Origin of the sequence: Ancylobacter mangrovi, assembly GCF_024752355.1 — a bacterium.
GTDB classification, from domain to species: Bacteria; Pseudomonadota; Alphaproteobacteria; order Rhizobiales; family Xanthobacteraceae; genus Ancylobacter; species Ancylobacter mangrovi.
In genome coordinates this window covers 304,961-326,209 of sequence record NZ_JANTHZ010000002.1, presented here as the reverse complement: position 1 = coordinate 326,209, position 21,249 = coordinate 304,961, and the positions used below count along the sequence as shown (strand labels likewise).

The 21,249-nt window shown below is 70.0% G+C and carries 19 protein-coding genes; 14 read left to right on the top strand and 5 right to left on the bottom strand.

The features are described 5' to 3' along the window. Window positions 1-16: 16 nt before the first annotated feature. Window positions 17-859, bottom strand: a complete 843-nt coding sequence (locus tag NVS89_RS06855) for a c-type cytochrome (protein WP_258731855.1) — start codon at window positions 857-859, stop codon at window positions 17-19. A 220-nt stretch (window positions 860-1,079) separates the two neighbouring features. Here NVS89_RS06855 and NVS89_RS06850 point away from each other — a divergent pair, with 220 nt between their 5' ends. Both NVS89_RS06850 and NVS89_RS06845 read left to right on the top strand, forming a co-directional pair. After that, a complete protein-coding gene (locus NVS89_RS06850) occupies window positions 1,080-1,835 on the top strand; it encodes a 3-deoxy-manno-octulosonate cytidylyltransferase (protein WP_258731854.1) in 756 nt (251 codons plus the stop codon). Then, a complete protein-coding gene (locus tag NVS89_RS06845; protein WP_258731853.1) occupies window positions 1,832-2,680 on the top strand; it encodes a prephenate dehydratase in 849 nt (282 codons plus the stop codon). The genes NVS89_RS06850 and NVS89_RS06845 overlap by 4 nt, the downstream gene beginning before the upstream one ends. A 79-nt stretch (window positions 2,681-2,759) precedes the next feature. On the opposite strand, the gene NVS89_RS06840 is transcribed toward NVS89_RS06845, so the two are convergent. Both NVS89_RS06840 and NVS89_RS06835 read right to left on the bottom strand, forming a co-directional pair. After that, window positions 2,760-3,662: an alpha/beta hydrolase gene (locus NVS89_RS06840; RefSeq protein WP_258731851.1), complete on the bottom strand. Its 903-nt coding sequence runs from the start codon at window positions 3,660-3,662 to the stop codon at window positions 2,760-2,762. A 97-nt stretch (window positions 3,663-3,759) separates the two neighbouring features. Beyond that, entirely contained in the window at window positions 3,760-5,346 is a 1,587-nt protein-coding gene (locus NVS89_RS06835; protein ID WP_258731850.1) for an alpha-amylase family glycosyl hydrolase, read from the bottom strand. Window positions 5,347-5,850: 504 nt separating this feature from the next. On the opposite strand from NVS89_RS06835, the gene NVS89_RS06830 reads away from it, so the two are divergent. Next, window positions 5,851-6,480: a phosphoribosyltransferase family protein gene (locus tag NVS89_RS06830; RefSeq protein ID WP_258731849.1), complete on the top strand. Its 630-nt coding sequence runs from the start codon at window positions 5,851-5,853 to the stop codon at window positions 6,478-6,480. 14 nt (window positions 6,481-6,494) lie between these two features. Here the strand turns inward: NVS89_RS06830 and NVS89_RS06825 are convergent, their stop codons facing one another. After that, window positions 6,495-7,124, bottom strand: coding sequence for a trimeric intracellular cation channel family protein (locus tag NVS89_RS06825; RefSeq protein ID WP_258731848.1), 630 nt, complete (start codon window positions 7,122-7,124; stop codon window positions 6,495-6,497). Between the two features lie 390 nt (window positions 7,125-7,514). On the opposite strand from NVS89_RS06825, the gene NVS89_RS06820 reads away from it, so the two are divergent. From NVS89_RS06820 to NVS89_RS06775, 10 genes are all read left to right on the top strand, one after another. Next, window positions 7,515-9,062 carry a serine hydrolase gene (locus NVS89_RS06820; RefSeq protein ID WP_258731847.1) on the top strand — a complete coding sequence of 516 codons (1,548 nt, stop codon included), beginning with the start codon at window positions 7,515-7,517 and terminating at the stop codon, window positions 9,060-9,062. A 159-nt stretch (window positions 9,063-9,221) separates the two neighbouring features. Further along, complete coding sequence (locus tag NVS89_RS06815; RefSeq protein WP_258731846.1) at window positions 9,222-10,532, top strand: hypothetical protein; 1,311 nt, start codon at window positions 9,222-9,224, stop codon at window positions 10,530-10,532. A 16-nt stretch (window positions 10,533-10,548) separates the two neighbouring features. Then, on the top strand, window positions 10,549-10,698 hold the full coding sequence (locus NVS89_RS06810) for a hypothetical protein (protein WP_258731845.1): 150 nt from the start codon (window positions 10,549-10,551) through the stop codon (window positions 10,696-10,698). A 32-nt stretch (window positions 10,699-10,730) separates the two neighbouring features. Further along, window positions 10,731-11,171 carry a YMGG-like glycine zipper-containing protein gene (locus NVS89_RS06805; RefSeq protein ID WP_258731844.1) on the top strand — a complete coding sequence of 147 codons (441 nt, stop codon included), beginning with the start codon at window positions 10,731-10,733 and terminating at the stop codon, window positions 11,169-11,171. A gap of 5 nt (window positions 11,172-11,176) precedes the next feature. Next, window positions 11,177-11,920: a S1 family peptidase gene (locus NVS89_RS06800; RefSeq protein WP_258731843.1), complete on the top strand. Its 744-nt coding sequence runs from the start codon at window positions 11,177-11,179 to the stop codon at window positions 11,918-11,920. Beyond that, window positions 11,917-12,588: a hypothetical protein gene (locus tag NVS89_RS06795; RefSeq protein WP_258731842.1), complete on the top strand. Its 672-nt coding sequence runs from the start codon at window positions 11,917-11,919 to the stop codon at window positions 12,586-12,588. Before NVS89_RS06800 ends, NVS89_RS06795 begins: the two co-directional genes overlap by 4 nt. Before the next feature lie 287 nt (window positions 12,589-12,875). Then, window positions 12,876-14,651 carry an N-acetylglutaminylglutamine amidotransferase gene (locus NVS89_RS06790; protein WP_258731841.1) on the top strand — a complete coding sequence of 592 codons (1,776 nt, stop codon included), beginning with the start codon at window positions 12,876-12,878 and terminating at the stop codon, window positions 14,649-14,651. Between the two features lie 21 nt (window positions 14,652-14,672). Then, a complete protein-coding gene (ngg, locus tag NVS89_RS06785) occupies window positions 14,673-16,361 on the top strand; it encodes an N-acetylglutaminylglutamine synthetase (protein WP_258731840.1) in 1,689 nt (562 codons plus the stop codon). Further along, complete coding sequence (locus NVS89_RS06780) at window positions 16,361-17,524, top strand: osmoprotectant NAGGN system M42 family peptidase (RefSeq protein WP_258731839.1); 1,164 nt, start codon at window positions 16,361-16,363, stop codon at window positions 17,522-17,524. The genes ngg and NVS89_RS06780 overlap by 1 nt, the downstream gene beginning before the upstream one ends. Window positions 17,525-17,969: 445 nt before the next feature. Next, window positions 17,970-19,076 carry an AbrB family transcriptional regulator gene (locus NVS89_RS06775; RefSeq protein WP_258731838.1) on the top strand — a complete coding sequence of 369 codons (1,107 nt, stop codon included), beginning with the start codon at window positions 17,970-17,972 and terminating at the stop codon, window positions 19,074-19,076. Window positions 19,077-19,115: 39 nt separating this feature from the next. Here the strand turns inward: NVS89_RS06775 and NVS89_RS06770 are convergent, their stop codons facing one another. Next, window positions 19,116-20,048 carry an AraC family transcriptional regulator gene (locus NVS89_RS06770; protein WP_258731836.1) on the bottom strand — a complete coding sequence of 311 codons (933 nt, stop codon included), beginning with the start codon at window positions 20,046-20,048 and terminating at the stop codon, window positions 19,116-19,118. 151 nt (window positions 20,049-20,199) lie between these two features. On the opposite strand from NVS89_RS06770, the gene NVS89_RS06765 reads away from it, so the two are divergent. Then, window positions 20,200-21,240, top strand: a complete 1,041-nt coding sequence (locus NVS89_RS06765; RefSeq protein WP_258731835.1) for an aldo/keto reductase — start codon at window positions 20,200-20,202, stop codon at window positions 21,238-21,240. Window positions 21,241-21,249 lie beyond the last annotated feature (9 nt).

The following is a 21,249-nucleotide window of genomic DNA, read 5'->3' as shown; positions in this document are numbered from 1 at the left end:
GGCCCGGACGCGGCGCTCAGGGGTTGGCGGGGGCGGGAGCGCCCTCGGTCGGCGGCGTGTTGCCGCCGGGCTCGCCGGAAGCGGGCTCGCTCGGGGCCGGCTGCGCCTCGGCCGGCTTTTCGGCCGGCGCGGCACCCTCGGCCGGGGCGGGAGCGCCCGCGGCGGGGGCCGCAGGAGCCGCTTCACCGCCAGTGGGGGCGGTGCCGCCGGCATCCGGCGTCGCCTTCTCGGCGGGAGCCGTGCCTTCAGCCGGGGCCGCGCCTTGGGCGGGAGCCGCACCTTCAGCCGGGGCGGCGCCTTCGGCGGCGGCCGGGGTGGCCTCGGGCTTGGGCAGCGGCAGCGGGTCGTGCGACAGCGTGTTCAGATAGACCAGCAGGTCCGCGCGGTCGCTCTCCTTGGCGAGGCCGGCGAAGCCCATCGCGGTGCCGGGGATGTACTTCTTCGGGTTGGTCAGGAAGTGGTTGAGCTGCTCGAAGGTCCACTCGCCGCCATGCGCCTTCATCGCCTCGGAATAGGCGAAGCCCGGAGCGCTGGCGACCTTGCGGCCGACCACGCCATAGAGGTCGGGACCGACCTTGGCGCCGGCGCCTTCCTGGAGATTGTGGCAGGCGGCGCACTTCTTGGCCTGGCTGGCGCCCTTCTCGGCGCTGGCGGTGGCGAGAAGGTTGGCGATCGGCACGTCGGCGGGGGCGGCGGCCTGCGCCTCGCCGCTGGAGCCTTCCTGCACCACGATCTCGAAGCCGGGCTTCTCCGGCTCGTGAACGGAGAACAATATGTCGGCGAAGACATTCAGCCCGAGCGTGAAGGTCAACACGCCCAGCACGGCCCCAGCGATCTTATTCAGCTCGAAGCTGTCCATCGAAACTTTAGCTCCCTCCCGCCGGTGCGGCGAACTGTCCGGCCAGTTCTCCGCACCCCTAACGCACTGTACCAGCCGCGTTATGCCGCCGCCATTGGCGGGCGGAACTAATCATTTTGACGGTTGGCGTGCAACCCGTATAAGCCGCCCCGTGGTTGCTACGTTTCGCCACTCTCGGCGTGGGCCGTTCCGCTGAGGAATTCCGTCAAGGCACTGAGAAATGTCCCCAACGGACACGCTTATACTGATTCCAGCCCGCATGGCCTCCACCCGTCTGCCCGGCAAGCCGCTCGCCGATGTCGGCGGCCGGCCGATGATCGTCGAGGTGGCGCGGCGTTCCGCCGCGGCAGATATCGGCAAGGTTGTGGTCGCCACCGACGATGACGGGGTGCGCGCGGCGGTCGAGGCGGCGGGATTCGCCGTCTCGATGACCCGCGCCGACCACACCACCGGCTCGGACCGCATCTTCGAGGCGCTGGGGCGGGTCGACCCCGCGGGCCAGGTCACGCGCATCGTCAACGTGCAGGGCGACCTGCCCACCATCGACCCGGCCCTGATCCGAGCCGCGCTCGACCTGCTCGACGACCCGGCGGTCGACATCGGCACGCTGGCGGCGCAGATCACCGTCGACGAGGAGCGCACCAATCCGAACGTGGTGAAGGCGGTCGGCAGCGAGGTCGCGCCGGGCCGGCTGCGCGCGCTCTATTTCACCCGCGCCACGGCGCCCTTCGGCGAGGGCCCGCTGTTCCACCATATTGGGCTCTACGCCTATCGCCGCCCGGCGCTGGAGCGCTTCGTCGCGCTGCCGCCCTCGCCGCTGGAGAGCCGCGAGAAGCTGGAGCAGCTGCGCGCGCTGGAGGCGGGCATGCGCATCGACGTCGCGGTGGTCGACACGGTGCCGCTCGGCGTCGACACGCCGCACGATCTTGAGAAGGCGAGGGCGATCCTCGCCGCTGAGTCGAGGACGACCCCATGACCAAGCGCACCATCGTCTTCCAGGGCGAGCCGGGAGCCAACTCCCACATCGCCTGCCGGGAGGTCTATCCCGATTTCGAGGCGGTGCCCTGCGCGACCTTCGAGGATGCCTTCGCCGCGCTGCAGGCGGGCGAGGCCGATCTCGGCATGATCCCGATCGAGAATTCCGTCGCCGGCCGGGTGGCCGACATCCATCACCTGATGCCGACATCGGGGCTCAACATCGCCGGCGAGTTCTTCCTGCCGCTCTCGCACCAGCTCATGGCGGTGAAGGGTGCGACGCTCGCCACGGTGAAGAGCGTGACCAGCCACGTCATGGCGCTCGGCCAGTGCCGCAACATCATCCGCAAGCTGGGGCTGAAGGCGGTGGTGGGCGTCGACACCGCCGGCGCGGCGCGGCTGGTGGCGGAGGAGGGCGACCCGACGCAGGCCGCCATCGCCTCGCGCCTCGCCGCCGAGATCTACGGCCTCGACATCATCGCCGAGAACATCGAGGACGAGGCGCACAACACCACCCGCTTCATCATCCTCGCCCGCGAGGCGGACTGGGCGCCGGCCAATAACGGGCCGACCGTGACCACCTTCGTGTTCCGGGTGCGCAACGTGCCGGCCGCGCTTTACAAGGCGCTGGGCGGCTTCGCCACCAACGGCGTGAACATGACCAAGCTGGAGAGCTATCAGCTCGACGGCGAGTTCTTCGCCACCCAGTTCTACGCCGATGTCGACGGCCATCCCGAGGACCGCGGGCTGAAGAACGCGCTGGAGGAGCTGAGCTTCTTCTCCAAGGAGGTGCGCATTCTCGGCGTCTACCCGGCCCACGCCTACCGCATCGCCCTGAGGGCCTGAGGCGCGCCGCAGCCCTGCAAGTCGCCTTGGATTTGCAAGGCGCCTTGGCGTTTCAAGTCGCCTTGGCCCTGCAGGGCCGTCAGCCGGCCACCGGCGCGTCCTTTGCCGGCAGGGGCAGCGCGGGCGTGCCGGAGAAGTGGCGTTCGAGCCGCGCCTCGATCAGCGCGTATTTGAGCCGGCGCAGGACCCCGGTCCGCTTGCGCCGGCGCATGCGCTGGTAGGTGGACGAGCCGAGCCGGCGCTCCCACAGCAAGGCCTCGAAGGCGGCGGCGTCGAACCGGTCCTCGGCGATGTCGAGCACCGCCTTCTCCAGGAAGCCGAGCTCCTGCACATAGGCGATGGAGGCGTGGCCGCTGAAAAACATCCGCACCGGCCGGATGTCGGCCTCCCGGCGCATGCCGCGTATGTGGTGGCGGTCGGTGTTCAGCGGGTCGTAGAAGATGAAGAGGTCGCCGCCGTGATGCGGCGCCTGCCGGTCCCAGATGAGGGGGCGGCCATCCGCGGCCCAGCGCCGCTCCCACCAGGTGCGGAACCGGTTGATGCTGTATTGCGGCGAGAAGGCGATGACCTTGTCCGCGCGCAGTGGCGCGGAGAAGCGGTAGGCGCCGTAGCCACCCATGCTCGAGCCATAGGTGACGACCCGTGTGCCCGGCGCGATGGCCTTGCGCACCATGGCGAGCGCCTCCGCCATTTCCGGGTACTGGTACCAGGAATTGGTCTTCGGCTGCATGTGATAGGCGCCGTAGCCGCGGCTCTGCAGGAAGTGTTCGGCGAAGCCGGGCCGGTCCGGATCGCGCACCGGCATCATCGATTCGAAGGTGACGAACACTACATCGGGCCGGGCAGGCATCGCGCCATTCGCCACGGCCCCGGGCCCCGCGATCATGCCGCTGGGGCAAGTATTGTTCGGGCGCACGACGTCGCAATGCGCCGGCACCCAGACCACACGCAGATCCGCGCTGTCGAAAACGACCTGCCGCAAGACTTCGCCCCCGGCAGCCCGCCCGCTGCCCTGCGAATCAACTTACCGCAGCGGAATCCGCGTGCCAAGGACGAGATGGGGCTCGAAGGCCCCGCCTTTACTCGATTTCGAGGATGATTCCCTCATGGACCCGCAGGCGGATCTCGGGGCCGGAACGGTCCGGGTCGTCGAGCCGGGTCGAGAGCAGGGCGCGGGCCGCGCTCATCTCTTCGGGCAGGGTGAAGGTGCGGGCCTCGCGGCTCAGATTGAGCACGACCAGCACCCGCTGCTCGTCGAGCTCGCGCAGATAGACCAGCACCTCGTCCTCGTCCGAGACGGTGCGGTAGGAGCCCATCTCGAGCGCGGGATGCGAGCGCCGCAGTTCGATCAGCCGGCGATGCAGCGTCAGCATGGAGCGCGGGTCGGCGTCGAGCGTGGCGACGTTGCGCTGCGCATAGTCCGGCGACACCGGCAGCCAGGGCGTGCCGGTGGTGAAGCCGGCATTGGGCGAGGCGTCCCACTGCATCGGCGTGCGCTCCGGGTCGCGGCTGACGCCGATGCCGGGCTCGTTGATCTCCCACGGGTCCTGCGTGGCGCGCTTGGGGATCGGCACGTCCTCCATGCCGAGCTCGTCGCCGTAATACATGGTCGGCGTGCCGCGCAGGGTGAGCAGCAGCATGCCCGCCAGCGGCGCGAATTCCGGGCCGATGCGCGAGGCGATGCGCGGCTGGTCGTGGTTGCCCAGCACCCAGTTCGGCCAGCCGCCGGGCGGCAGCGCGGCCTCATAGTCCATGATGATCTTCGACAGGTCCTTGGCGTGGCCGCCGGCCCCGATGAGCTGGAAGTTGAAGGGCAGATTCGCCCCGCCGAGATCCTCGCCGTAATAGGTCACGAGCCTGCTGACCGGCAGGTAGATCTCGCCGATCAGCACGCGGTCGGGATATTCGTCGACCACGCGGCGCAGGCCGGCGATGACCGGGTGCACCTCGGGCTGGTCGGCGGAATAGGCCTGGATCAGGCGGTTGTTCTCCGGGTCGCCCGGCTTGTAGTCAGGGTTCGGCGGGTCGTCGCGGAACAGCGCGTCCTTGATGAGGTGCCAGATCACGTCGACGCGGAAGCCGTCGACGCCGCGCTTCATCCAGAAGCGCAGCACGTTGTGCATCTCCTCGCGCACCTCTGGATTGCGCCAGTTCAGGTCCGGCTGCTCCTTGAGATAGGCGTGGTAGTAATACTGGCCGGTGGGCTCGTGGAACTCCCAGCCCGAGCCGCTGAAATAGCTCACCCAGTTGTTCGGCGGCCCGCCATCGGGCGCGGGATCGCGCCAGATGTACCAGTCGCGCTTGGGATTGTCGCACGAGGAGCTGCTCTCCAGGAACCAGGGATGCTGGTTGGAGGTGTGGTTGGGCACGAAGTCGAGCACCAGCTTCAGGCCGTGCGCGTGGATGTCCTCGACCAGCCGGTCGAAGGTCGCGAAATCGCCGAACACCGGGTCGATGCCGCAATAGTCCGACACGTCGTAGCCATGGTCGGCCATCGGAGAGGGATAGATGGGCGAGATCCAGATGGCGTCGATGCCGAGCTCGACCAGATAGTCCAGCCGCTCGCGGATGCCCTCGAGGTCGCCGATCCCGTTGCCGTTGGTGTCCTGAAACGAGCGGGGATAGACCTGGTAGAAGATGCCCCGCTGCCACCACTTGGCATTCATGAACTTGGCTCTCCTTGACGCGAATCATCGCCTGACGCGCGGCGAAGCTAGGAAATGCTGGGGAAGGTGTGGACCGAAAAACGTGTGAGGCGGGGTTGGCAAACGCTTCCGGACCGCCCGATGTTCCCATGCCCGCCTCGCGGCGGCGCATTTCCGGACCGCGACGGGGTGCGCCGCGGGCGGCCTCAGGCAGGGATCGGGGACGGTTCCGGAGCGCGGCTTGCCGCACCGGCATTCGAAAAACCGGCGAGCTAATCCCCCCGGAAAATGTCGGATCTATGTCCGGCACGGCCCTTCGGCGCCTTTGCGCGCAATGATTTCCGGCCACATCCGTGCCCTCCGCCGGTACGTCCCGCCCGCGCCGGACAAGATCGCACTGGAAAGCGCGGCGATACCGGCCCACAAATCGAGCCGGCGGCATTCGCGTATGGAGCGTACCCGCCGAATGAGGGGGAGGCGCGCACGATGACGGCCGACGGGAATTCGCCTGCGATCGGCGATCAAATGAGCGGCAGCCCGGTCTTGAGTGGCCAGAGCTGGGCCGCCGATGTCGGCGGCATGCGCGTGGATCTTCCCATCGTGCCGATCCGGCCCGACTTCGCCATCTCGCTGATGATGGTGATCGACCTCGGGGTGAAGTTCGGCGAGTTCGTCGGCCGCCGGCTCGCCAGCAAGCTGGCGCCGTTCCACCCGGAGGTCGTGGTCGGCGCGGCGACGCTCGGCATCCCGATCGCCATCGAGGTCAGCCGCGCGCTCGGCCTCGACCGCTACGTGATCCTGCAGAAGTCGCCCAAGGTCCACCTGCAGGACGCGCTGGAGCAGAAGATCTCCTCCATCACCTCGAAGGGCGAGCAGCGCCTCCTGCTCGACCGCCGCACGATCCCGCTGCTGGCGGGCAAGCGGACGGTGATGGTCGACGACGTGGTGGCTTCCGGCTCGAGCCTCAAGGGCTCGCTCGAGCTGCTGCGCAGCGCCGGCGCGGATGTGGTGGGCGTCGGCGTCATCCTCACCGAGGCGCGCGAATGGCAGGCGACGCTCGGCGCCGACCGGGCGCTGATCCGCAGCCTCGGCCACATCCCCCAGTTCCGTGCCAGGGCCGGCCAGTGGGTGCCCATGCCGGAGACCTTCCTTTGAGGCCGGCGCAGGCGTCAGTGCAGGGATTCGGTGTAGACGAATTTGGGCATGCTCCAGCCGAAGCGCAGCGCGAGCAGCCTCAGCGCCAGCCCGACGGCCATGGCCGACAGCATGACGAGATCGTGCGGGAAGCCGAGCCGCTGGCCGCCGAGATAGACCAGGCTGGTGACGACGGAGACCGTCGCGTAGAGCTCGGCGCGGAACAGCAGCGGGATGTCGGCGCACAGCATGTCGCGCAGCACGCCGCCGACGCAGCCGGTGATCATGCCGGCGGCGATGACGATGACGACCGGCATGTCGAGCGCGATCGCCACGTTGCAGCCGATGACGGTGAAGACCACCAGCCCGACCGCGTCGAGGAACAGGAAGACGCGGCGCAGATGGGGCATCTGCCGGGCGAGCGCGATGGTCGCCAGCGCCGCCCCGCCGGTGATCAGCAGATAGGAAGGGTGCTCGACCCAGCTTAGCGGGTGCCGCCCCAGCAGCACGTCGCGCACCGAGCCGCCGCCGAGCGCGGTGATGCTGCCGAGAAGGGCGACGCCGACCCAGTCCATCTGCCGGCGCCCCGCCGCGAGCGCGGCGGTCATGGCCTCGGCGACGATGGCGACGAGATAAAGGATGTGGACGAGCTCTGCCGGATTCATGCCCCGCTCTCTCCCCTGAGGCCCCCTCGGGCGGACCGCCGCAGCTTCCCACGCGGAGCGCGAGGGCAACAACCGGGGCGCGGATCTCGTGCGGCCGGCGGCGTTCCGTGGCTCAAGGCTGCGGGAAGCGGATAGCCTGTTCGCCGGAACGCGCCTTGTCTTGCGGCGCGGGGTCTTGCGGCGCGGGTGGAGACGGGGCGCAAAGCCCTGTAATCCGGTTACGGGCGGATCGGCTTGATGAGGAGCGGGCGAATGTCAGGCATTTCATATGTGCGGAACGCGGATGGCGGGACGATAGCGCGGCGCGGCGTCTCTCGCGCCGGAACGGTGTCTCCGGCATCGCGCGTCCTCCGGTGGGCCGGATCGCTGGGCCTCGCGCTGGCGCTCGCCATGGCCGGCGCGCCCGTGCCCGCGCGGGCGCAGACGGCGGCGCCGGACGTGATCCCGCTCGATCTTGGCCCCATTCCGCCCGACGATGTCGTGCCGATGGCGAAGGGCGGCGTCGAGAAGGCCCTCGCGGCGCTGCCGGACATGGTCGGCGACATTATGGGGCGCAGCGGCGTGCCTGGCGCGGCGGTCGCCGTTGTGCAGGGCGGCAGGACCGTCTTCCTGCGCGGTTTCGGCGTGCGTGAGCTCGGCAAGCCGGACCCGGTCGACGCCGACACCGTGTTCCAGATCGCCTCGCTCTCCAAGCCGATCGCCGGCACCGTTGCCGCCATCGAGGTGACGAAGGGCGTGGTGAGCTGGGACGACAAGGTGGTTAAATACCTTCCCGCGTTCAGCCTCGCCTCGCCCTATGTGACGCAGAACGCGACCATCGGCGATTTCTACGCGCATCGCACCGGCCTGCCGCTCGCCGCCGGCGACGACCTCGAGGATATCGGCTTCGACCGCGCCGCGATCCTGGCCCGGCTGCACCTGCTGCCGCTCGACGCGTTCCGCATCTCCTACCACTACGCCAATTTCGGCATCACCACCGGCGCCGAGGCGGTGGCCCGCGCGGCCGGCCGGAGCTGGGAGGACCTCGCCGACGAAGCGCTGTTCGCGCCGCTCGGCATGGCCTCGACCAGCTACCGCCATGCCGACTTCCTGAAGCGGGCGAACCGGGCGACGCTGCACGCGCTTGTCGGCGGGCGCTTCCAGCCACTCTACACGCGCGACGCGGACGCGCAGGCGCCGGCCGGCGGCGTCTCCTCGAGCGCCAGCGACCTCGCCCGGTGGCTCACGCTGCTGCTCGCGCGCGGAAGCCATAATGGCGAGCAGATGATCGCCGAGGCCGCGCTGCTGCCGGCCATGAGTCCGCAGGCCTTCAGTGGGCCGGGCCATGCGCTCGACACCCGCTCGAGCTTCTACGGCTTCGGCTTCGGGGTGGGCGTCAACGCCAATGGGCGCACCACGGCGAGCCATTCGGGCGCCTTCACGCTCGGCGCCGCGACCAATGTGCAGATCCTCCCCTCGGCCAACCTCGCCATCGTGGTGCTGACCAATGCCGGGCCGGTCGGCGCGGCGGAGGCGATCGCCGGCCAGTTCATGGACATTGCCCAGTACGGCGTGGCGACGAGGGACTGGTTCGCCCTGCTCAATCCGCGCCTGCTCCACTATTACGAGCCGGTCGGCGACCTCGCCGGCAAGAGCCCGCAGGCGGATGCGGCCCCCGCCCGCGCGCTGGAGGACTATGTGGGCACCTACCAGAACGCCTATTTCGGCCGCGCCGAGATCGTGAAGCAGGGCGACGGGCTGGTGTTCCATGTCGGGCCCGTCAACTTCGCGCTTCCCATGACGCATTGGGACGGTGACGCCTTCTCGCTCGCCCCGCGCACCGAGAACGCGCCCGACGGCTCGCTGTCCTCGCTGCGCTTCGTGGTGAAGGACGGCAAGGCGGTGTCGTTCACGGTCGACTATCTCGACACCAACGGGCTCGCGACCTGGACGCGCTGATCGCGTTTCCCGGGCGGGCCGGCAGTGCGTAGCCGGCGACATTGCCGTCGCCGGCGGGTCCTCACGCGCGACGCATGCGTGAGATGGCTCGACATCCGCCCAACATTTAAGCAACCATAGCGAGCATGGCGCAGCCCGTGAGGGCGGCATCAGGACTGGGTGCGGATCACGCCCAAGGCCTTCGTCGACGACTATGACGAGCGTGCCCGCTTCGCCCAGCAGCCGATCACCGATTTCGCGCTGGTCGACTACATCCTGCTGCGCGAGGACAAGAGCGCCATCACGGGCATGGTCTCGGCCGAGGTGGAGCAGGATTTCGCCGGCCTGCTCGGCCGCGTTCCCGACCACCGGGCCTGGGAAGGCGAGGTCCGCCGCATCGTCGCGATGCGCCAGCGCGACGTCGACGGGCGGGTCGGCACCGGCACCGCCTATGGCCCGAAGGGCGCGGAAGTCGCCCACGCACGCGAGCGCTTCGAGGCGGCGCTGCTCAGCCGCAACCTCGATGAGGGCGGGCTCTATGCCGAGCTCTACCGGCTGCTCGATGACCAGGAGCGCGGCGGGCTCGAATACACGATCGACCTCGTCGCCAAGCTGCACGCCCGGCTCGACGATGCCGGTGGCGGCATCATCGCCCGCCTGCGTGCGGCCGAGGAGGCCTATGCCCAGCGCGCCAGCCGGCTCAACGCCGAGCAGCTCCAGGCCTCGATCGACCGCCTCCAGCAGGCGGCCCAGAGCTCCTTCCTCACCGGCGGCGGGCGCAAGGCGAGCGAGAAATACCTCAACCAGGTGCGCGACGACCTCATCGCCATGCTGCAGGCGCGGCTGCGTGCCATCGCCTGCCGCGAGGCGGTGGTGCTGCTGGAACACGTCGCCCAGTTCCTCGGCGTGCCGCAGGACATGGACGAGCGCGGCGAGACCAGCTGGAGCGGGCTGATCGGCGAGTTCCAGGCCAGGCGCAAGCGGGTGCGCAGCCTGCTCTCGGTGCTGGACGCCGACACGCTGCGCCTGCAGGACGCGCTGGCGCGCGGCGATGGCGGGACCTTCTTCGTCATCCGCGACAAGGGGGTCGAGCTGCCGCCAGTCGCGCCAGACGGGGGGCGCGCTGCCGGGCGATCTCGCCGCCGGCGCCGCGCTGGAGAACCTGTTCGACGCGGTCCCCGACTGGACCACCGCCATCGGCGGCACGCTGGACGATGTCGACGACACCGAGGTGTCGCGCGACCCCGAGGCGCCGGCGCACCGGCGCGCTACCGACAAGCGCACCGTCAACTGGAGCCGCTTCGACGAGGCGACGCTGGCGCGCATCGCGTCGGGCGCCGGCGCGGCCGATCACGCGGGGCCGAACGGCGTCGCCGTGGCTCTGCCGGGCGCCGGGGTCTCCCCGGGCATCTCCCCGCCAGCGCCGCCGGCCGCGCCGGCCCAGCGCTACTGGCTGTTCAACGCGGAAGGGCAGGTCGCCGGCCCCTATGACGCCTCCGCCTTCCGCATGCTGGCCGAGCTCGGCCAGCTCAGCGCCGAGCTGAAGGTCTGCCCGGAAGGGACGCAGGCCTGGGTCACCGTCGGCGAGGTGCCGGCGCTGAAAGGGCTGCTGGCGCCGGCCACGCCGGTGCCTCCCCCGCCTCCCCCGCTTTCGTGACTGCCGCTTCCTCAACCCCACCGGAGAAGACGATGAGTGCCGCGACCACATTCCGAACCTGGGTCATCCTTGCCCTGCTGCCTCCGCTGCTCGCCGCCTGCCAGACCACGGGCACGGACCACCAGAACGCCATCGTCGGCGCCGGCCTCGGCGCGGCCGTCGGCGGGCTGGGCTGCGCGGCGCTGGGCGGCAAGCCGGGCGCCTGCCTCGCCCTTGCGGGCGCCGGCGCGATCATCGGCGGCGCCATCGGCGCGCAGATCGACGAGCGCGACCGTGCCCGCCGGCAGGCGGCGCTCGAGCAGGCGCGGCGCAGCTCCGGCACCGTCTCGTGGAAGAACCCGCAGACCGGCAACAGCGGCACCATCACCCCGCTGCGCGCGGTGAACCAGGGCGGACGCCAGTGCCGGGTGGTGAAGGAGCTGTACTTCAAGAACGGCGAGCCGATCTCCGGGGAAACCACGGTCTGCGGCTGACGCGCATGAGCGCCCCGCGCCCGCCCCACGGGTCCCCCGGCCGGCTCGATGCCGGCCGGGGCGTGCTTCTCGCCGCGGCGCTCCTCGTCACGGCGTTCCTGGTCACGGTCTGGCTCGGGGCATCCGGCGGCCCGGCCCGTGGCGAGGTGAACCTGCTGCGCGAATCCTACCGGCAGGCGGCCCGCGAGGGGCTGGCGGAGAACGCGGTCGTCGCCGCCTCGGGCGTCTTCATCGGCCCCCGCGCGGTGCTGACCAGCGCCCATGTGCTCAGCGGCTGCGCCGCCTATTCGGTGGAGAGCCCGCTTTTCGGCTACGCCATGGCACAGCCGGACTACATCAATGGCGACCGCGACATCGCGGTGCTGGTGACGCAGCAGGCGAGCGCCCAATTCGCCGCCCTCTCGCCCTTCCGGCCCGGGCCGCGGCTCAACGTCCACGGCTACCGCGCCGACGATCCCGGCGACGCGCTTCCGCAGTCCTACGAGGCCAAGCTCGCGCCGGGGGCCGGCGACGCGATCCTCATGCTCGACCTGCCGCGCCCGCTGCCCCATGGCCTCTCGGGCGGGCCGGTGAGCGAGCGTGAGGGCGCCGTCGTCGGCGTGTTGTCCGGGCGGCTGACCCGCGATGCGCGCAGGGCTTTCGCCTCGCCCGTGCACGCCGCAGATCCCGACATCGCCCGCTATGCCGGCGGCGTGCCCGCGAGCCGTCAGGTCGCGGACGTGGTGGTGAAGGTGCGGTGCACGCGATGAGGGCGCGCGCTCTCGCCCTCGCGGCGGCGCTGCTCGCCGCCCTCTTCCTGCCGCCGGCGCGGCTCGCCCTCGGCCAGCAGGAGCTGAGCGAGGGCGAGCGCGCGGCGCTGCGCGCGCTGGTCGGCGATGCGGTGGCGAAGGGCGCCTCGGGGCGGCCTCTCGCCGGACCGCTGTCGCCGCGCGTCCAGGCGACCGTGGTGCCGGAAAAGGCCGTCTCCCGGCGCACCGGGCAGGTCTGCAACGAATGCACCGAGGTCTGCCGCCCCTACCGCGTGACGCTCGAGATGGACGAGGGGCTGACGCTGCTGGTCTATGCCGGCCGTTCCTGCGCGGTCGGCGACGGGCGCTCGTTCCTCAACGCGCGATGGACCGACGCCGTGGCGCCAACGCTGGTCGAGCGCCGATCGCCCATTCCCGAGGCGACGCTGGCCGAGGCGGCGCGGCTGCTCGTCGCGCTGCGCTATCTTCCCGCCTCCCCGTCCCCGCCGCTGGCGGTGATGGAGGCGCTCGACGCGTTTCGCGACGACGCACAGCTCGGCCATCCGTCGGGCTACCGCATTACCGACGCTGATCTCGCGGCGCTGCGCCGTTCGTCCGGCTATCTCGCCAACATAACCTATTGTCCCGTAGCTGCAGGAACTTACGCCGCCTGCGGACGGGCCGAATAGGCCGTGCCGCGCGCGTCCCGCTCATCGCTGCCCGCGTCCCCGTAGCGCCGCACGCGATTCCGGCCGGTGCGGCGGCCATCTCACCACGCGCGTGAACTTTTTCGGCCTCCGATGGTTCTTCCCTGCCGGCGCGAAGACATATTGCGCCGGCCGACAAGTCGCGAGGGTGCTGTCCATCGGTGAAGGTTTGGTCTCGTGCTGTATTTTTGCTAAGGATCGTCAAACGCTCACAATCATCCGATACGCCACTCTTCATTGTTTCAGCCTGAAGGAGACAGAGAACCAGCATGTGCGGGATTGCCGGGGAGATTCGCTTTGATGGAACATTCGCCGATACGCGCGCCATCGCTTCGATGATGGACGTATTGGCGCCGCGCGGGCCCGACGGCGCCGGGGTGGAGGCGCGCGGCGCGGCCGCGCTCGGCCACCGGCGCCTCAAGATCATCGATCTGTCGGACAAGGCCGCCCAGCCCATGGTGGACCCCGATCTCGGCCTCACGCTGACCTTCAACGGCTGCATCTACAACTACCCCGAGCTGCGCGCGGCGCTGGAGGCGAAGGGCTACCGCTTCTTCTCCCATGGCGACACCGAGGTCATCCTCAAGGCCTACCATGCCTGGGGCCCGGCCTGCGTGGAGCGCTTCCACGGCATGTTCGCCTTCGCCATCGTCGAGCGCGACACCGGCGCGGTGACGCTGGCGCGCGACCGCTTCGGCATCAAGCCGCTCTATTATTCGCACAAGGGCGGGACGCTGCGCTTCGCCTCCAGCCTGCCGGCGCTGCTGGCGGCGGGCGACGTGGACACCTCGATCGATCGCGACGCGCTCCACAACTACATGAGCTTCCACGCCGTGGTGCCGCCCCCGCGCACCATCCTGAAGGGCGTGCGCAAGCTGCCGCCGGCGACGGTGCGCCGCTACGCGCCGGACGGCAGCTACAAGGACACGGTCTACTGGGCGCCGCCCTACCAGCGCCGCGCGGAGGATTCCGGCCTTACCGCCAACGACTGGCGCGACCGGGTGCTCGATGCGCTGCGCACCGCCGTGCGCCGGCGCATGGTGGCCGACGTGCCGGTGGGCGTCCTGCTCTCAGGCGGGGTGGATTCATCCATCATCGTCGGGCTGCTGGCGGAAGAGGGCCAGAAGGACCTCGCCACCTTCTCCATCGGCTTCGAGGAAGCCAATGGCGAGAAGGGCGACGAGTTCATCTATTCGGACCTCATCGCCAAGCGGTTCGCCACCGACCACCACAAGATCTTCGTGCCCTCCAGCGACCTGATGGGCGCGCTGCCCGACACCATCCATGCCATGTCGGAGCCGATGGTCTCCTACGACAATATCGGCTTCTACCTTTTGTCGCGCGAGGTGGCGAAGTCGATCAAGGTGGTGCAGTCCGGCCAGGGCGCGGACGAGGTGTTCGCCGGCTATCATTGGTACCCGCCGCTGGCGAACAGCAACGACGTGGTCGGCGACTACGCCAACGTGTTCTTCGACCGCGACCACGCGACGCTCGCGAGCCAGCTTGGCGACGACTGGATCGCCGACACCGATGCCAGCCGCGACCTCGTCGCCGCCCATCTGCTGGCCGAGGGCGCGGCCACGCCGGTCGACCGGGCGCTGAGGCTCGATTCGCAGGTGATGCTGGTCGACGACCCGGTCAAGCGGGTCGACAACATGACCATGGCCTGGGGCCTCGAGGCCCGCGTGCCCTTCCTCGACCACGAGCTGGTCGAGCTCGCCGCGACCATCCCGCCGGAGTTCAAGCTCGCCCATGGCGGCAAGGGCGTGCTCAAGGAGGCGGCGCGGCTCGTGGTGCCGCATGAGGTGATCGACCGGCCGAAGGGCTATTTCCCGGTGCCGCAGCTCAAATACATCTCCGGCGAGTACCTCACCATGGTGCAGGACGTGCTGGGTTCGCAGAAGGCGCGCGAGCGCGGCCTGTTCCGGCAGGGTTATCTCGACACGCTGTTCGCCGACCCGGTGTCGCACATCACGCCGCTGCGCGGCTCCGAGCTCTGGCAGGTCGCGCTTCTGGAGATGTGGCTCCAGTCGCACGGCATCTGAGCGCAAAGGAGGGGGAACGACGTGACGCCCAATTGCGCATTCGACGTCGGCTGGGGACGGCTGATCTTCGGCCAGACCTTCGAGAAGCTGTCCGACCTTCTGGAGACGCTGCGCGAGGAAGGGCCGGACCGGCGCGACATCGCGGTCTATGTGCTCGACCCGCACGTGCTGCTGGCCCATGCCCCGCAGGAGGTGTTCCTCGACCCCTCCCACACCTACCGGCTGGACCTTTCCGCCTACCGCCCCTCGGATCGGCCGCTGTCGGGCTTCGTCATCCGGCCGGTGGAGACGCCGGCCGACGCGGAGGCGATCAACCGCATCTATGCCGCCCGCAGCATGGTGACGGTGCCCCCGCAGTTCTTCGACAGGGAGCGCGACCCCGACCCGATCGTCTATCTCGTGGCCGAGGACGAGACGACGCATCAGGTAGTCGGCACCGTGACCGGCGTCGACCATGTGCGCGCCTTCGACGATCCCGAGCGCGGCGCCTCGCTGTGGTGCCTCGCCGTGGACCCGCAGGCGCGCCAGCCCGGCATCGGCGAGGCGCTGGTGCGCCGGCTCGCCGAGCATCTGGCGGAAGCCGGCGCGGCCTTTCTCGACCTCTCGGTGATGCACGACAACGCGCAGGCGATCGCGCTCTACGAGAAGCTCGGCTTCGCGCGGGTGCCCTACTTCACGGTGAAGCGGAAGAACCCGATCAACGAGAAGCTGTTCGCCGGCCCCGAACTGCTCGAGGGCTTCAACCCCTATGCCCGGATCATCATCAACGAGGCGCGCCGCCGCGGCATCGTGGTGGAGGCGATCGACGCCGCGAGCGGCTTCTTCCGCCTGACCTACGGCGCGCGCTCGGTACGCTGCCGCGAGAGCCTGTCGGAGCTCACCTCGGCAGTGGCGATGTCGATCTGCGACGACAAGGCCGTGACGAGCCGCATCGTCGCCGAGGCCGGCGTGCGCGTGCCCGAGCAGATCACCACCGCCGTGCCGATGGAGGAGATGGTCGCCTTTCTCGAACGCCACGGGCGGCTGGTCGTGAAGCCGGCCCATGGCGAGCAGGGGCAGGGCATCTCGGTCGGAATCACCTCGCTGGCCGAGCTCAAGACCGCGATCGGCGAGGCGCGCCGCGTGTCGAGCGAGGTGCTGGTCGAGGAATGCGTGGAGGGCGAGGACCTGCGCCTCGTGGTCATCAACTTCAAGGTCGTGGCGGCGGCGATCCGGCGGCCGGCGGCCGTGGTCGGCGACGGGCGCAGCACGGTGCGCGAGCTGATCGAGGCGCAGAGCCGGCGCCGCGCGGCGGCGACCGGGGGCGAATCGCGCATTCCCTGCGACGGCGAGACCGAGCGCACCGTGCGCGAGGCGGGCTTCGCCTTCGACGCGGTGCTGCCGGCGGGCCAGGAGCTGAAGGTGCGCCGCACCGCCAACCTGCACACCGGCGGCACCATCCACGACGTCACAGACGTGGTGCATCCGCTGCTCGTCGATGCCGGGGTGAAGGTCGCCCGCGCCATCGACATCCCGGTGGTGGGCGTCGACCTGATGGTGAAGTCGCCGATGCAGCCCGGTTATGCCTTCATCGAAGCCAATGAGCGTCCGGGCCTCGCTAACCACGAGCCGCAGCCGACGGCCGAGCGCTTCATCGATCTGTTGTTCCCGCTGGCCATCCCCGCTAGCGTGCGCCAGGTGCTGGAGGCGCCCCAAGCGAGAGCGGAGTAATGACACGCCTGACCATCGACGCCGACTATCTCGCCAAGATCCTCAAGAAGCTGCTCTCGATCCCCAGCCCCACGGGCTACACCGATACCATCGTCCGCTTCGTCGCCAAGGAGCTGGCGGGCTTCGACCTCAATGTCGAGCTGACCCGGCGCGGCGCGATCCGCGCGGTGCGCCATGGCGGCACGCATCTGGGTGCGCGGGCCCTGGTCGCCCATGTCGACACGCTCGGCGCGCAGGTGAAGTTCCTCAAGGAGAATGGCCGGCTCGCGCTGGTGCCGATCGGCACCTGGTCGGCGCGCTTCGCCGAGGGCGCGCGCACCACGGTCTTCACCGAGAAGGGCGGCTATCGCGGCACCATCCTGCCGCTGAAAGCCTCCGGCCACACCTTCAACGACGAGGTGGATCAGCTCCCGATCGGCTGGGACTTCGTCGAGATGCGGGTGGATGCGCGGGCGCGTAACGCCGGCGACCTTGCCCATCTCGGCATCGAGGTCGGCGACATCGTCGCCATCGACCCGCAGGCCGAGTTCCTCGACAGCGGATTCATCGTCTCCCGCCATCTCGACAACAAGGCGGGCGTCGCGGTGATGCTGGCGGCGCTGAAGGCGATTCACGACGAGAAGGCCGAGACGCCGGTGGATATCCACTGGCTGTTCACCATCGCCGAGGAGGTGGGGGTGGGCGCGTCCTCGGTGCTGACGGCCGACGTCGCCTCGCTGGTGGTGATCGACAACGGCACCACCGCGCCGGGGCAGAACTCCGACGAGTTCGGCGTGACCATCTCCACCGCCGACCAGAGCGGGCCGTTCGACTACCACCTCACCAAGAAGCTCAAGGAGCTGTGCCAGACCAACGACATCCGCTACCAGAAGGACGTGTTCCGCTATTACCGTTCGGATTCGGCGAGCGCGGTGGTGGCGGGCGCGGATGTGCGCACGGCGCTCATCACCTTCGGCGTCGACGGCTCGCACGGCTATGAGCGCATCCACATGCACGCTCTGCGCTCGCTCGCCGAGCTGGTGACGGCCTATGTGCTGAGCCCGGTCGAGATCACCCGCGATTTCCAGCCGACCGCCAACCTCAAGGGCTTCACGCACCAGCCGATCAAGGAAGCCTCGCCCGAGCTCTCCTCGGACATCGAGAGCGAGGATCTGGAGGACTAGGCCGCGCGCCCGCCGGCCGCGTGAGGGCGGGGCGACGGCACGGAGCCGGCCGCCCGGCACCCTTCGCCCCGGGTAATTGCGCATTACACCTATGCAAATATCGGGGGTCTGAAGTGGGTCGCGGCGCCGGTCGGCCGCGCCGCGGATGGCCGGATGCCAAGTCTTTCCGACGCTTGCGGCTGGCGGAGGCGGACGCGCAGGCACGACGGCTGTCCGTCCGCCATGACTTTTCGGCGGGTCGATATCGTATATTCTCGATTCTGCTTGGACTACCCGTTCCGTCCATGCCGTAGTCCAACACGCCAGCCAATGCACCCACGCTTTCCGACTGCCACCTTCGGCGCCCTTGCCAGGAGCGCCGGCCGCGACGCTTTCCAGCGCATCCGCACCCGTCGCCGTCCGGGCGCCGACCCTTGGCGCCTTCCGGCGTGGGGACTGCGCTGAGATGGCGAAGCGCGATCCTTCATCCGACGGCCCGGGCACTTCTCCCAGCCTCGCCGCCCGTTTCGCCGCCTCGCCGCCCGCCCTGCAATGGGCAGCGGTGCTGGTCGTCACGGTGGTGGTCACCGCCGCCTTTCTCCATTTCGAGGTGCCCGCCGGCGGGTTGCTCGGCCCGATGTTCGCGGCGGCGGCGTTCTGCGGCATCGAGCACCGCATCCGCGTGTCGCGCGGCTTCTTCCATGCCGGGCAGTGCGCGGTCGGCTGCCTGATCGCCAGCACCCTGCCCGCCGAGGTGCTGCTCGCCATTCCCGACTATGCGACCGAGGTGGTCGTCGCCAGCGCGCTGACGCTCACGGTGAGCCTTCTGATCGCCAAGGCGCTGGTCGTCACCGGCACGGTTGACGTGCGCGCGGCGGTGTGGGGCATGCTGCCGGGCGGCGCCTCGGCGATGATCGCGATCGCCGATGCGTCGGGCGCCGATGCCCGGCTCGTCGCCTTCATGCAGTATCTGCGGGTGGCGAGCGTCGCCGCCACCGCCGCGATGGTCGCGCATTATCTCTCCACGCCGGGCGCGGCGCCGGTTCCGGTGGCCCATGCCGACGGCGCCTACGGGCCCTATGCGGTTGGCGCGGGCGTCTATGTGCTCGGTCTGGTCGCCGCCCGTTTCCTCCCCATCCCGGCGGGCGCGATGCTGCTGCCGATGCTGATCGGCATCGCCGTGCAGGCGGTGTTCGGGCTGCACCTCGCCATGCCGCAGGCGGTGCTGCTCGCGGGCTATGCGCTGATCGGCTGGAGCGTCGGGCTGCGCTTCGAGCCGCGCCTGCTGCGCGCGGTGCTGGCGCGGCTGCCGCAGCTCATTGCGGCGACGGTGGCGCTCATCGCCCTGTGCGGGCTCGTCGCCGTCGCGGTGTCGCTGATGTTCGGGCTCGACCCGATGACCTGCTACCTCGCCATGAGCCCGGGCGGGATCGACACGGTGGCCATCATCGCCACCGGCATCAAGGCCAACCTCGCCTTCGTGCTCGCGGTGCAGGCTACCCGCATGCTGGTGACGCTGCTCGTCATGCCGCCGGCCGCCCGCGCCCTGCTGCGCCGCGCCGGCCATCTGTGAGTGCGCTTGCGGGCCGGGAATACGCCCGAACGCACTGATCTAGAGCGTTTCCGCCGGCCGCCGGGCCGCCTCCCACGGCGCGGGCGGAGCCAGCACGCCGGCGCGGATCATCGCCCCGTCGCGGCCGGGCGGCTCGCCGAACTGGCGGCGATAGTCGCGGCTGAACTGCGAGGGGCTCTCATAGCCGATGGAGAAGCCGATGGCGGCGACCTCCATCCCCTCGCTCAGCAGCATGCGCCGGGCCTCCTGCAGCCGGATCTGCTTCTGGAACCGGATCGGCGACATGGTGGTGGCGGCGCGGAAATGGCGGTGGAAGCTCGCCACGCTCATGCCCGCCCGCGCGGCGAGGTCGGGCACGGTGAGCGGCTCGGCATAGTGATCGCGGATCCACGCCACGGCGCGGGCGATCCGCGCCATGCGGCTGTCGGCGAGGCCGACCTGCCGCAGCATCGCCCCGTGCGGGCCGTTGAGCAGCCGCCAGACGATCTCGCGCCGGATCAGCGGCGCCAGCACCGCGAGGTCCCGCGGCCGGTCGAGCAGCGCGAACAGCCGCGCCAGTGGGTCGACGAGCTCCGTCTCCATCCGCCCCACCGCGATGGTGGTGAGGGTGGCGGCGCCCGGCAGCTCGGGCTCGTCCAGTAGCAGCTCGGCGATCATCGCCGGGTCGATGGCGAGGCTGAACGCCATGTAGGGCCGCTCGGCGCTGGCCTCGACGATCTGGGCGGTGATGGGCAGGTCCATCGAGGCGACGAGGCACTTGCCGGTATCGTAGCGAAAGGCCCGCTCGCCCAGCAGGCTGAGCTTGGCGCCCTGCAGCACGCCGCAGAACGAGGTGCGGTAGACCGAATGGATGAGGCCGGACGGCGCCTCGGCCACCGTGAAGGTCAGCCCGTCGAGCGGGGTCTCGCGGCCGAAGCATCGCCATTGCTTCAGCAGCAGCTCGCGGGGACGGCGCAGGAGATCGTCGTTCATGCCTTCACTCCTAGCGCAGGAGGCGGACGGGAAAAGTCGCAAATGCGCGATTGAGAGAATCGGGCAAGAGACTGCGACGATCCGCGTCGCGGCGGGGCCCCTCGGCGCCTATCTCTTGGCGACCCCGTTTCCCGGCACAAGGAGCGTGACCATGCGCTATCGCCAGCTCGGCCCCAGCGGCCTTTTCGTTTCCGAACTCTGCCTCGGCACCATGACCTTCGGCGGCAGCGAAGGCATATGGGGCCAGATCGGCCAGCTCCGCCAGGAGGAGGCCGACGCGCTGGTGAAGGCCGCCGTCGAGGCGGGCGTGAACTTCATCGACACCGCCAACGTCTATGCGGGCGGGGAGAGCGAGCGCATCCTCGGCAACGCCATCCGCAATCTCGGCCTGTCGCGCGACGACCTCGTCATCGCCACCAAGGTGCTCGGCCCGATGGGCGAGGGCCCGAATGCGCGGGGCGCCTCGCGCAAGCACATACTCGACCAGTGCAAGGCGAGCCTGGAGCGGCTGCGGATCGACCATATCGACCTCTACCAGATCCACGGCTTCGACCCGGCGACGCCGCTGGTCGAGACGCTGGAGGCGCTCGACACGCTCGTGCGCCACGGGCATGTGCGCTACATCGGCCTCTCGAACTGGGCGGCATGGCAGATCGTCAAGGCGATCGGCATCGGCGAGGCCCGGCAGCTCGCGCCGATCCTGTCGCTGCAGGCCTATTACACGCTGGCCGGGCGCGACCTCGAGCGCGAGATCGTGCCGATGCTGAAGTCCGAGGGGCTGGGGCTGATGGTGTGGAGCCCGCTCGCCGGCGGCCTGCTTTCGGGCAAGTACGGCCGGGCCGACGAGGGCGCGAGCGAAGGGCGCCGCGCGAGCTTCGACTTCCCGCCGGTGAACCGGGACCGCGGCTATGCGGTGATCGACGCCATGCGCCCGATCGCCGAAGCCCATGGCGTGAGCGTCGCGCAGATCGCGCTCGCCTGGCTGCTGCACCAGCAGGTCGTCACGAGCGTCATCATCGGCGCCAAGCGGCCGGACCAGCTCGCCGACAACCTCGCCGCGGTCGAGGTGCGCCTGTCGGACGAGGAACTCGCGGCGCTCGACGCGGCGAGCGCGCTGCCGTCCGAATATCCCGGCTGGATGCTGGAGCGGCAGGGCGAGTACCGCCTGCACATGATGGCCTCGGCGCGCTGAGTGGCCGGG